Origin of the sequence: Acinetobacter sp. FDAARGOS_515 (assembly GCF_003938865.1) — a bacterium.
Lineage (GTDB): Bacteria > Pseudomonadota > Gammaproteobacteria > Pseudomonadales > Moraxellaceae > Acinetobacter > Acinetobacter ursingii.
This window is the reverse complement of the sequence record NZ_RKIX01000003.1, coordinates 2,345,546-2,358,400: the sequence shown is the minus strand read 5'-3', so window position 1 is coordinate 2,358,400 and position 12,855 is coordinate 2,345,546. Positions and strand designations below refer to the sequence as shown.

The following is a 12,855-nucleotide window of genomic DNA, read 5'->3' as shown; positions in this document are numbered from 1 at the left end:
ATTAGAAGCGGTAACCGATACCCACGTAAGTCACGATTGGATTGATTTCAATTTCACTTTGACCTGATACAACTTTCGCACCACCTAAAGTGCTAGAGGTAATATCTAATTTAGCAGTTGTTTGAAGATGTGCATAAGAGACAGAAGCTGTCGCAAACCAGTCTTTATTAAAATTATAGTCTGCTCCAATGGTTGCAATTGGAGCAACCGCATCATCAATATCAACTTTTGATACAGCTAAACCGAAATTACCACCCGCTGCTGCAATTGCTTTAGCCACTTGTGGATTAGTCAATGCTAAATATCCTGAAACTGCCTGACCACTTGGAGTACCTAGATAACTCGTCATAGAAGCATTTAGAGCAGGATTGACTGAGCCATTAAGTTTGAAATTTGAGAAATGAGCATACATGATACCTGCGCCAACAAATGGACGAAATTTACTATTTACAGTCCCAAACTGATACTTAGCCAATAATGCAGGTGTATATGCATCCACATCCCCTACTTCACCAATATTTCCAAGATTTACTGATGGACCTGCAAGTGTATTATTGCCTAGACTAATACTTTTTAGAATTGTGCCTTTTCCATCAATTTTCATTTTCGGTGGATAGCCACCCACAAATTCTAAAGATACATTATCATTTACATAGTAATCAAACAGAATTGCGCCAGTATCAGCATCGTCAATCTCAAAGCCTGCATCTGGATCAGAAGTTGAGATTTTTGAACCTAAATTTAAACTTCCTGCAACACCTTGTTTCTCACCTTGAGGCATGATGTGCATCCAGCCTGCTGAAACCCCAATAGTTTTACCGTCAGAAGTTGCTGCGTGTGTTGCAAAGCTTGTAGCAAGTAATGCTACTGGTAGGAGTGCTGTTGTTAATTTTCTCATGGGAAATCCTATCAATTTGTCGTAAATACGATAAGGTCTAAGGCGTCCAAACCTTATTGTTTGACAATTATTAGAATAAATACTTAAAAGATCAATACAGATTTATAACTTAACCAGTTCATTTCTTATAATTGCATGAATTTATTACAATTATTTTTATAAATATAAACCTACGCTTTCATAGTCTATACATTTGAAAGGCGAATAGTCTATATACTATTCGCCCTTGCTCCGCTCTTAGAAACGATAACCAACACCAACATAAGTAATAAGCGGATCAAGATCAACTTTGGTCGTTGCATGTATTAGCTCTTTACCCGTTTTACTATCTGTCAGACTAATCGTTGCTTTGTTATTAAAGTTCGGCATATACGTCAAAGACATAGTAGAAAACCAGCGGTCATTGAAATCATAGGTAAATCCAGCTGTAAGAACAGCACCAAAAGCATCATCTGTATCAACTTTTACATGCGGATCAGCCGATGATTTTCCTGAGTTTTGTAAAGCTTCACCCGATTTACCATCCAGAACATTTTGTACCATATGGCCTGCATTAACCAAATCTTGCTCAACACCACCATTCAATTTGATTTTATCAAAATATCCATAAACAATCCCTGCACCCACATATGGTCTTAATTTATTGACACCAGATTTACCAAAATGATATTGCGCTGTAAGTGCTGGCGTCCAGGCACGAACTTCTGCTGCTTTGCCGTGCGCATCAAGATCTGTGATTAAGATATCTTTTTCTAAATGAAGACCATCGAATACTTTACCTGTCGTGCCAAAAGCATCAGCAGATACGCTAGCTACAATCTGTCCTTTCCCATCAATATCTACTTTTGGAGGCACACCGCCGATAAGCTGCAAGGACACATTATCATTAATAAAATAGTTTAAAGTTAAACCGAGTGTATCTACGTCATCAGCCTCTAAACCAGCATTATTTGTCCACTCAGTAATTCCCATTAACATTTGCACTTCCACTGTAGGCCTTTCCTAAGGTACCATTTTTTATAGAACCATCTACTACAGCTTTAATAAAGCCTGGTTTTATAGCATCATATTTTTCCTGAAAATTAGTTCCATATTTAGTTAAATCCGAAGCTTGAATATCACCAACCTTATACGCGCCACCCTCCTCAACAGCAGTATTAATATGTGTCGTATTGGCCTTCCCTTGTGGCATAACATGTAACCAACCTGCTGAAACGGCCCAACGCTTAAACTCTCCACTATCGGCATAAGCTAAATGTGTAGATAAAAGAAATACTGTCGGTACCACCGTTTTCAATAACTTTTTCATGACTCTTAAATATCCATAAAAACATTCATTATTTTTCTGGTTTAAGAACCCCTTTCTAAAACCCTGTGTAGGTTATTAGAGTTTTCACTCTAATTTCAAGAAAATATATTTGAATAATTAAGTTATTTTTCTCTTAAAATAAAAAAATGTGACGAATATAACAACCAGTTACAAATATTTTTCCATTTGATAAAAACCGTTGTTAAAAAAATCACCGATTAGGTGATTTCTATAAATAATTGAATGAGAATCAACTATTAATTTTATCCAAGTTTCGGTCTTTTAAACTGAGTTGGCCTCGAACCACATCTGAAAACATTTTCCAGTCTGAAATAAAACTATAAAGTGGCTGCTTAAAACTGGCAGGTTTATTTTTTTCAAAAACAAAATGTCCAATCCACGCACAGGCATAACCTGAAAGTAATCCATAAGCGATATACTTTGGTTTGCGTTTACGAATGGCTTTACTCAAAAAATAGAGCCCTACACTACTTCCCGCAACATGTAAACGACGGCTTAAAATATTGCGATGTTCAGTGAGATAGAAGTGATAAAATTCCTGATAATTTTTAATGGGTAATTGAATATTTAGATTGCTGTTGGAATTTTTTTGCAATTTTACTGGCGCATTCATGGTCATCATCCTGAGACTATTTATTCCTCACTTTACCTGAAAGCTCAATCTTTAAAAAGCCTGTTTTCCAGTAATATGAAATGGAGTAATAGAACATGTTAGATGTATTCTGATATACAACGATCAAAGCTAACTTCATGAAATCTTACAATTTCAAAACAGCTTTTAATGTTATGCTTAAGCAAAATTAAACCATTAAAATTTAAAGAAGTTTTAGGAGTAAGCTCATGGTCGAAATTGAACTAAAATTTCAGCTTCCTGAGAGTAAGAAAAAAAGTGTATTGCAAGCACTAAAGCCCAAAACTGCCCAAAAAATTCGTTTACAAGCCAAGTACTATGACACGACAGAACGTTTACTTGCGCAAAATCATATGGCTATTCGGTTACGTCAGGAAGGTGATCATTGGGTACAAACTTTTAAAGCTTCGGGTAAAAACCATTTGGAACGCATTGAACATGAAGTTCATTTAGGTCAATGTGATGTTGAACCCGAATTAAATCTTGAGCTATTTTCGGAAAATAAAGTTGTTAAGGATTTACTTGACCAAGTATTAGGTGAACAACAGCAGTTAATGTTGCAATTTAAAACAGATGTTCAGCGTACTTTTAAAATTTTTTCCATTGATGAAACAGACATTGAAGTTTGTCTGGATGATGGTATCGTTTCCGCAGCAGAGCTATCCGAAAAAATTTGCGAAGTTGAGTTTGAGTTAAAGCAAGGTTCACCCGAACAATTGATTTTATTTACCCAAGACTGGGTGAAAAAATATCAGCTTTGGCTCGATGTGCGTAGTAAGGCTGAACGGGGTAATTTATTGTCAGTTCAACAAAAAGCATCTTCTGCGGTGAAAGCCAAAAGTTTGATATTAAGTAAAAAAGATTCCCCAGATACAGCCATACGAAAAATGGTGTCAAATACATTGCAACAGTTATTACCCAATGTCGCAGTGATTGCAGATGGAGTTGCTGATCCTGAACACATTCATCAGGCACGTATCGCGATTCGACGTATGCGTAGTATTTTTAAAAGTTTTAAATCTTGGTCAGAGGATATTGATCCTTTATGGGAGCCGCAGCTTAAGCAAATTTTTCAGGCGCTTGGTACAACTCGTGATTTAGATGTGGTTCGGGATGAAATATTGCCTGAATTATTAAAAGCAGACGCACCTTTTCAAAATTTACCTGAAACGGCAATAATAGATGAACAGCTTCATCTACTTTTTCAAAAAACAGAAACCATGTGTTTACTGCTACAACTTTTAGCATTTAGTTATCACGAGCAAACAAATCATAAAGAATCATCAAAACTCAAGAAAAAAATCGAGAAGTCATTGAACCAATTGCATCAGAACATCATTCATGATGCTGATCATTTTAGTCAACTTGAAGTTGAAGCAAGACATCGTACCCGTAAACGGTGTAAACGATTACGTTATTGCATTGAGTTTGTTTCAAGCTTATATGATGGAAAATCGGTAAAAAAATATCTAAAACAATTGCAAGCTGTTCAAGACAAACTTGGTTTATATAACGATTTACACGTGACTGAGCAGGTCTTTAGTCAATCTGCCGATCAACAAGCTGAATACTGGTTTGCCGTGGGTTGGAGTAAAGCGAAACAGCAGCAACTTTTACATGAGTCCGAACAAGCATTGAAGAAATTGGCAGACATTAAAGTGTTTTGGTAAGTTAATGAGATCTATGTTTTAGGCTTAGATCTCATGTTTATATTAACGATGCTTAGCAAAGACTTTCCAGACGCCATTGTCTGCAATTGGGTCTTGATAACTATCACTACGTTGTTTTCTTGGCTTTTCACGAGCATCGACCAGTTTAAAATGCGGTTCAACGCCTAGAATAATACCATTTACATAAAATCGGGTACGGGTATAGTCACTTTGCCCATGCTGAAAAACATAAGTTCTTAAATCAATAAATTCGCGATGTGCCACTAAAGCGGCAGTGTCACCGCTTTCCAGCCATTGTTGCATGGCAAAAATTTGATCTGAGTCAAACTGTCCACATTTTTCGATTAAGCTGGCAACACCTCTAAAGGTCTTGGATTCTTTTGCCCGAGTTTTATTAATCCGAATCCGATCAACATGAAAGAATAATAGTGGTAAATTTAAATGGCTAGGTAAATGAATTGCATCTAAGACTTCATCTTGCATAAAAGGCTGGCAGAGCGCTTGTGCCCTTTCAATCAATTCTTTCCATTCAAGATAATATTGTTCAACTCCATTTTGCAAACCATAATAAATAGGTAAACCTTCGACATGCTCCAAATGTTCAGGTGGCCAACTATGCTGACGCAATACAGCAATGTCCGTTTTTAAACGTTGAATGGCAATTGCATCTTGCATAAAGCACCTGCTTTAAATTTACTTAGGCTATTTTAAGCCTAGATCAAAGGTTTAGTTTATGCAAGGCTTTCACGTATAATAGCTGCATTCGTTTGTGTTGGAAAAAGCCATGTCTCAAAAAATTGATGCCACTGATATCACTGAAGAAGAAGCTTTAAATGCAGTTTTTTTTGAGCGTGCTGATGAGTTTATTAAACTTGCCAATGAGTTTTGCCGCCCTAAGAAGGGTGAAAAACCAAATCCTGCCGAAGTTCGCGGTCAGGTCAGTGCAGCCATGTTATTTGGAACAGCGCGTTTTAATACTTGGGTTGCTGCCAATAACTTTAAAGATGGCAATGAAATGCGTGATGCCAAACAACAAGTGATGTCGTATGTTTTGCAACAGTTCCAAATGATGCTTGAAGATAATTATGACGAGTATTGCGAACAGTTTGATAACTATTTACGCTTTCGTGAAAATGAAGAATTTCATACGCATAAGCATGATCATAAACACGATCACAACCATTGAGAAAAAGCCCTTGCGGGCTTTTTTTATGTCTTTTATCTTAAGATTTCTTTCATCAGTTCTTTTATTTCTTTGTTTGGGAGAAAATAAAGACAATCTAAACAGTGATGAAAGAAGTCTATAAAATTTAGTGATCAATTTTACGATCCCAAACAATTTTTTTAACGACATTATTCACCACCGTCACCGTATAATAGGTATTATCAATCAAATAGATATAATCGACTGCGGTTAATTTTTTGCGATTTTCTTCCCACTCATAACTGCGCTGAGAAACGGGCGCTTGCTGCATTTTTTGCATTAGATTAGCATAACTATCCCCAAGATAAACCAAGCTCCCATTTTGACTGCGAACTGTACTGGTTTCTGTGCTGGCTAAAACAAGGGCTGGACTGCCCAATAATGTAATTAATGCAATGATAACGAACGATCTTGTGCTTTTATTCAACATGATTTTACCTTTATTTTGAACTTTTATATTTTCAACAAAATTAACATAGCCTTTTTTTTACTATTGAGTCAAATCCAAATCCGCATTTATAAAAAAGCTGCCAAATCATCTACTCCTAAAACTTAGGCAGATGGATTGGGCAGCCCATTGAACAACTAAGTTTTAAGGTTTCTTTGCAGTTTGACCATATTGATCAGCCATGACTTCAACAAAGTGATCGAGCTTGATGTATTTTTTAATCACAGCATCAATATCCGCCTTGCTTAACTTGGCAATATCTCGATCACGTTGTCCTCGATCCAGCATATTTTTACCACGTTCTAACTGACTATTCAGCATACGGTGAATACTGCGTTCATCTTCTAATGTGGTGACTCGTTTTTTCAAAATATCAGCCTTGGCAGATTCTAATTCTTGTTCGGTGACTCCATTTTGCAATAAATTTTGCAAGACATGATGCACCGTTTGAGAAACTTGCTCACTACGCCCTGCAGTATAGTTAGCTTCAATGGTTAATGCACCCACATTGGTGTCACTATCCAATTGCAAATCGCTACCAAAGCCATAAACCAGCGCATTTTTCTCACGAAGCTCCTGCCCTAAACGTGAAGATAATTGTGATTGACCTAAAATATTGGTAAAGACAATCAACGCAGGTGCATCGGGATGATCCACCCCCACCGGGAAAGTCAAAATACTTTGATAGTTTCCAAATTCGCGTTGTTCAGACAAGGCATGTACTTTTTGAGCAGGATAATCTGTATCTGTCGATAAAATTTTCTGATAAGGCTGTGAACTTGACCAAGAACCAAATGATTGAGCGATGAATTGCTGCATTTTTTTAGCATCAAAATCGCCTGTGATTGCAATTTGAGCATGATTCATGGCAAAGAATTGATTATAAAGCTGTTTGACTTGTGCCTGCATCGCTTGATTGAGCTGTTTTTTAGCAAACTCAGGTTCAAAGTGGTAACGCAAATCGCCCGGTTGATAAATTTCAATAAGTCGTGCCAAATTCAAAGCAGCTACAGTCTCAGGTTCAGTATATGGACGATCCAGACTGGCCAAGCTTTGTGACTTAATCAAATCAAACTGGGTTTGCTCAAAACTTGGATGTTTCATCACCTCGACCACAAATTTAAAAAAGTCTTCAAATTTGTCTTTACGCGCTTGAATATTAATGGTCATCCCATTATCTGCACTGGTCGCTGTCGCAGCACCGCCCGCTTCAATCGATTTATCAGCAACTTGCTGTAAAGTATATTTGTCTGAACCACGCAGCAACAAATAAGAAGTTAAATCCAGCACTGTACCTTTATCAAATAGAGATTTTTCCGTACCAAAATCAAGCGTGATCGTAGCATAAACACGATCATCTCGGGTTTGTGTTGGGAACAACGCATATTGCATACCGTTTTTAAGTTTGCCACGTTGAATTTTTTTCTCAGTATTTTGTAAATAATCTGCTGATGATTTTACATATTGACTGACTTCCTGCTTATAGATACTGGCATCTTTTAAAGGTTCTTCAGCAGCTTGTTGTTGATCTAGCGTTTTTGGTTTTTCCTGCTGCTTTTTTTGTTCCAGTGCCTTTTTCTGTTCTTCTGGGGTGGGTTTAATATCCCCCGCAATACGATGTTCAGGCGTTAAAAACTGTTTAAAAGTTTGATTAACCTCATTCACATTGAGTTTCTGCACCGCATCCAGATCATTAAAATATTGCCCCCAATTACCTTTTGAGGAGACAATATAATCACTCAAACGCGAACCCAAAGCAGTTGCGTCATTCATGATCAGATCGGCCTGATTTTGCATCAGAGTTTTGACACGTTTTAACTCAGTGTCGTCAAATGCTTTGCCATTTTCCACCTGAGAAATCAGGGTAGATTCAACTTTTTTCTCATCATTATTCGGTGCATAAATTGCACCTAAAAACACAAGGTTAAAATCCTGATCTAACCATGTGGTCGATTGAACTGCGGTACTAATCCCCGTTTCAACTAATCCCTGATATAAATGTCCACTCGGTTGCATGGTATAAAGTAACGGCGAAAGTGCCAATGCAGGTTGGATTTTCTGATTTTGTCCATTCATATAAATATGAAACTTGGCCAAATCACTGCCCTTTTGAACTAAAAAGTTGCGTGGATTGATTTTACTTGAATCCAGTTTTGGCACTTGTACACTGGCAGGAATCGTACGTGCAGCAATTGGGCTAAAGTTTTTATCGATATTCTTCAACACTTCTGCTTTGTCAAATTTCCCTGAAATGACCATTACAGCATTATTAGGTGCATACCATGTTCGATAAAACTTATTGACTTCATCCAGTTGAATCGATTTGAGCTCGGGTAAATCACCAATCGGTAAGCGACCCAAATATTGATTGCCATACGCCGCTTTAAACATTTGATCCATCAGCACTGAAAATGGCTGATCCATGCGGATTTCACGTTCTCGTTTGACGATTTCAATCTCAGAAGGTACAAATTTTTTCTGTAATACCAATTTATCCATTCGTTGTGATTCTAAATATAGAATTTCATTTAAGGCTTGTGGCTCTGGACGCACAAGATTGGTATAACGTGTAGAATAATATTCTGTACTGGCATTGGTCATGAGTGTGTACTGATCAAGCCTACGTTGAAACTCATCCCCTTTGACATCCTGCGTGCCTTTAAATGCCAGATGTTCCAAAAGATGCGCCAGTCCTCCCTTGCCTTTTGGATCATTTAAAGAACCTGTAAAATAAATGGTGTTTACAAAGACTTTATTTTCTTTATTGTTTGGGGCAAGAACGACCCGAAAACCATTATCCAGCTTATATTCTTCGATATTCTTTTCACTTTTGACCAATACGGTTTGTGACCAAGCAGTTGTGCTTAAACCAAGAAAACACAACGAAAGAGTAAGTTGTTTAAACCGCATTAACATAAAAATTCCAAAAATTAATTAAGTCATATGAATTATTTGAACGCCGTTATAGTATGAAAATCCACAATATTTTTATAGTGAAGTTTTGAAAACGCGGTTACTCTTCACCACGTAATTTTAAATTTTGCTGGATATATAGACCACAATTTCCAGAAAACAAATAAGCCAACAAACAGGTAATGACTGCGTACTGCGCGATATCTGCTCCAAATAACTCAATTGCCAGTACAATAGACGTCAGTGGTGCTTTACTTGCACCAGCAAATAAACTCACTAAACCCAAACCTGCAAGCAATGAAATCGGTAAAGGTAAAAACTGACCTAAGGCGTTGCCAAAAGTTGTACCAACAAAAAATAGTGGCGTAATCTCCCCACCTTTAAAACCTGAACCGAGGGTGGTTGCGGTAAAAATGATTTTTCCGAGAAAATCGGTTACGGGTAAATCGATATAAAACGAGGAGATAATACTGCCAACACCTAGACCATTAAATTTTTGATGCCCCACGATAATCGTCATCAACATAATTAAAATACCGCCCACCATCGGTCTAAATGGCATAAAGCGCACGTAATGATTGAGTTGTTTACTGACGAATAAAATAGAAGCAATAAAAATGCGAGCCACAAATCCAAATAATAATCCCGCGACAATAAGGCTTGAGATAGTAGTGAAATTTAAATCTGGGAAACTCGAAACAACATAATACTGATGAGGATGACTAATATGAAATAATTCAGGAATCTGCGAGGCAACCAGTGCAGAAACAAAACAAGGAAACACCGCAGAATAACGCAATTTGCCTAATGCAGTAATTTCTAAACCATAGATTGCCCCAGCCAATGGCAGCCCAAAAATAGCCGCAAAACCTGAACCAATACTGGCAATCAGAAATATTTTTCGGTTATCTCCAGGCACTCTAAACGCTTGGGTAATATGATCGGTCAACGCACCCGATAGTTGTACCGCAGGTGCTTCGCGTCCAGCAGAACCGCCAAAAATTTGCGTCAAGATTGCTGTAAAAAAAACCAGAGGTGTCATTCGTTTGGGAATAAAAGCCCGAGGGTGATGAATTTCATCAATCAGCAAATGAGTTCCCTTCTCAATCGGCGTCCCATAGTAATAAAACAAATATCCAATCAATAAGCCAATAAACGGCAAGAAATAGACCAACCATGGATAGCTGATTCGAGTTTGATTGGCAAGATCAAAGCAGACAAAAATAAGACTGGATGACAAGCCTGAAATTAACCCAATCATCACAGAAGCAACCACCCAGTACGCTGTGTAACGAATGATCTGTGTGTACTCAGAGGACGGGAAAACTTTCATAAATACTTGCGTCTATAGCTATTGTATTAATAGTGGAAATATATCGCGATTATGATTTGACGACATGAAAATAAGCTTAACGCGTGGCAGTAATTTATTCCACTTGAAAAAAGAATGTATTTTTATAATGCATGAACTTCGATCTCACTTTGCATATATAACACCGCATATCCCGCTATTTCAATTCGATCATTTTCTAAAAGACGACTATATAACACACCACCTCGTTTTGAAGCTTGATAAGCAATCAGCTCAGTTTTATTCAATTGATCTGCCCACAAAGGGACAATTGCGGTATGAATTGAACCTGTGACTGGATCTTCATCGATACCAATCGCAGGTGCAAAATAACGTGATACACAGTCATATTCGATACTATCCGATGCGGTGATCGCAACATCCAGTGTTGAACTTGTAATTGCAGTACGCATTTTACCCAATGTCTTGAGTTTGACTAAATCAGGTTGTTCATCCAAGACATCCTGTACGCTTTCGTACTGCACAATATAAGCTTGCGGATTGGCATATACCGCTTTAAATGGTTTTGACAATGCTTCATCTAAAATAGCAGGATACTCACTCAACTTTTCAGCACGGCGAATTGGAAAATTCATCAAGATTTTGCCATCTTCCGCTTGAGTCACGATAAAAATGCCTAAATCTTTAACATGGAATTGTAGCGTTGTTGCCTGTGTGTAATTTCTAAATAGTACAAATGCACTTGCAAGGGTTGCATGACCGCAAAAAGCCACTTCATCCGACGGTGAAAACCAACGAATCGCATAGTTTTCATCATCAAGTTTTTTGACAAACGCCGTTTCAGATAGATTATTTTCAAAAGCAATCGATTGCATGAGTGCTTCATCAGGCCAAGCTTCTACCACCAAAACCGCAGCAGGATTTCCTTTGAATAATTGCAGGGTAAAAGCATCGACCTGATACATTTTCATTCTAGATTTTTCCTTGTTTTAAATTTTGAATTTAACCATGACTCAGCTTAGAATCATCGTCACTGTTTAAAATATCTTTATTGGTTTGATGCATCAATTGACTGGTGATGGTACCTGCGGTCATTGAACCATTCACATTTAATGCGGTACGTCCCATATCAATTAACGGTTCAATCGAGATCAAAAGTGCAACCAAAGTCACAGGCAAACCCATGGCAGGCAATACAATCAATGCCGCGAACGTTGCACCACCACCCACCCCTGCGACACCAATCGAACTTAAAGTGACAACCAAAATCAACGTTGCAATCCATAGAGGATCAAAAGTATTAATTCCTAAAGTTGGTGCAACCATCGTTGCCAGCATCGCAGGATACAAACCTGCACAACCATTTTGACCTATGGTCGCACCAAAAGATGCTGAAAAACTGGCAATTGACTCAGGTACACCTAAACGCTGCGTTTGTGCTTCAATATTTAAAGGAATACTTGCCGCACTGGAACGACTGGTAAATGCAAAGGTTAAAACTGGCCAGACTTTTTTAAAGAAGCGGAGTGGATTAATCCCTGATAGCGATAATAAAATGCCGTGTACTGCAAACATAATCGCTAAACCCAGATAAGACGCAATCAAAAATCCACCCAGCTTTAAAATATCCGCCATATTTGAGCCTGCAACGACTTTGGTCATGAGCGCAAATACACCATAAGGGGTTAAAGTCATGACCAAACGTACGAGCTTCATAATCCAACCTTGTAAAGATTCGATTCCGCGTAATACACGTTGTCCTTTTTCTGGCTCATCTTTTAGCAGCTTTAATGCTGCCACCCCTAAGAAAGCAGCAAAGATCACTACACTAATAATGGATGTCGGATTTGCACCCGTTAAATCTGCAAAAGGATTGGTAGGAATAAATGACAACAATAACTGTGGTACATTTAAATCCGTGACTTTAGCGATATAATCACTATGTAGTGCTGATAATCGGGCTGTTTCCTGTGTGCCTTGCACCAAACCATCAGCTGTTAAGCCAAATAAATGGGTTACGCCGACACCGACAAAAGCGGCTATTGCCGTAGTAAACAACAAAATCCCAATGGTATAAAAACTAATTTTGCCCAACGAACTGGCATTATGCAGTTTAGCCACAGCCCCTAAAATCGAGATAAAAACCAAAGGCATCACTACCATTTGCAACAGTTTGACGTAGCCATTACCCACGATATTAAACCATTGCATGGATGCGCTAATCACTGGACTCGACTCACCATACACCAGTTGTAAACTCAATCCAAACAACACACCCAGCAACAAACCTGCGAGGACTTTTTTTGACAAACTCCAGTGAGTTTTATGCGTCCGCGTCTGTAAAATAATTAATCCAATAAAAATAATAATATTGATCAGCAAGGGCCAGTTCATACAGACACCTGAAAGTTGACAAAAATCGTTGGTAATATTGGAGCATAGATAGCTG

General features: G+C 38.0%; 10 protein-coding genes and 1 pseudogene. 2 read left to right on the top strand and 9 right to left on the bottom strand.

Annotation, left to right across the window (positions count from 1 at the left end; translation table 11 throughout):
* Position 1: 1 nt before the first annotated feature.
* From EGS47_RS12995 to EGS47_RS12985, 3 genes and pseudogenes are all read right to left on the bottom strand, one after another.
* Entirely contained in the window at positions 2-898 is an 897-nt protein-coding gene (locus EGS47_RS12995) for an OmpW/AlkL family protein (protein WP_004987024.1), read from the bottom strand.
* A 237-nt stretch (positions 899-1,135) separates the two neighbouring features.
* Positions 1,136-2,207: pseudogene (locus EGS47_RS12990) on the bottom strand (OmpW/AlkL family protein).
* Positions 2,208-2,457: 250 nt separating this feature from the next.
* A complete protein-coding gene (locus EGS47_RS12985) occupies positions 2,458-2,841 on the bottom strand; it encodes a DUF962 domain-containing protein (protein WP_119686210.1) in 384 nt (127 codons plus the stop codon).
* 227 nt (positions 2,842-3,068) lie between these two features.
* Between EGS47_RS12985 and EGS47_RS12980 the strand changes: the two genes are divergently transcribed.
* The gene (locus tag EGS47_RS12980) at positions 3,069-4,529 is read left to right on the top strand and encodes a CYTH and CHAD domain-containing protein (RefSeq protein ID WP_125269720.1); all 1,461 of its coding nucleotides are present in this window, start codon (positions 3,069-3,071) and stop codon (positions 4,527-4,529) included.
* Between the two features lie 42 nt (positions 4,530-4,571).
* Here the strand turns inward: EGS47_RS12980 and EGS47_RS12975 are convergent, their stop codons facing one another.
* A complete protein-coding gene (locus tag EGS47_RS12975) occupies positions 4,572-5,204 on the bottom strand; it encodes a hypothetical protein (RefSeq protein ID WP_125269719.1) in 633 nt (210 codons plus the stop codon).
* A gap of 109 nt (positions 5,205-5,313) precedes the next feature.
* Here EGS47_RS12975 and EGS47_RS12970 point away from each other — a divergent pair, with 109 nt between their 5' ends.
* Positions 5,314-5,715 (top strand): DUF3144 domain-containing protein, encoded by a 402-nt coding sequence (locus EGS47_RS12970; protein ID WP_004987043.1) that lies wholly within the window; start codon positions 5,314-5,316, stop codon positions 5,713-5,715.
* A 124-nt stretch (positions 5,716-5,839) separates the two neighbouring features.
* On the opposite strand, the gene EGS47_RS12965 is transcribed toward EGS47_RS12970, so the two are convergent.
* From EGS47_RS12965 to EGS47_RS12945, 5 genes are all read right to left on the bottom strand, one after another.
* Positions 5,840-6,163, bottom strand: coding sequence for a hypothetical protein (locus EGS47_RS12965; RefSeq protein WP_004998678.1), 324 nt, complete (start codon positions 6,161-6,163; stop codon positions 5,840-5,842).
* A 162-nt stretch (positions 6,164-6,325) separates the two neighbouring features.
* Positions 6,326-9,097 carry a M16 family metallopeptidase gene (locus EGS47_RS12960; RefSeq protein ID WP_005004998.1) on the bottom strand — a complete coding sequence of 924 codons (2,772 nt, stop codon included), beginning with the start codon at positions 9,095-9,097 and terminating at the stop codon, positions 6,326-6,328.
* 97 nt (positions 9,098-9,194) lie between these two features.
* The gene (locus EGS47_RS12955; protein ID WP_005005001.1) at positions 9,195-10,427 is read right to left on the bottom strand and encodes a voltage-gated chloride channel family protein; all 1,233 of its coding nucleotides are present in this window, start codon (positions 10,425-10,427) and stop codon (positions 9,195-9,197) included.
* 122 nt (positions 10,428-10,549) lie between these two features.
* Positions 10,550-11,377, bottom strand: a complete 828-nt coding sequence (locus EGS47_RS12950) for a PhzF family phenazine biosynthesis protein (RefSeq protein ID WP_005005003.1) — start codon at positions 11,375-11,377, stop codon at positions 10,550-10,552.
* 31 nt (positions 11,378-11,408) lie between these two features.
* The gene (locus EGS47_RS12945) at positions 11,409-12,800 is read right to left on the bottom strand and encodes an L-cystine transporter (RefSeq protein WP_005005006.1); all 1,392 of its coding nucleotides are present in this window, start codon (positions 12,798-12,800) and stop codon (positions 11,409-11,411) included.
* Between the last annotated feature and the right edge of the window lie 55 nt (positions 12,801-12,855).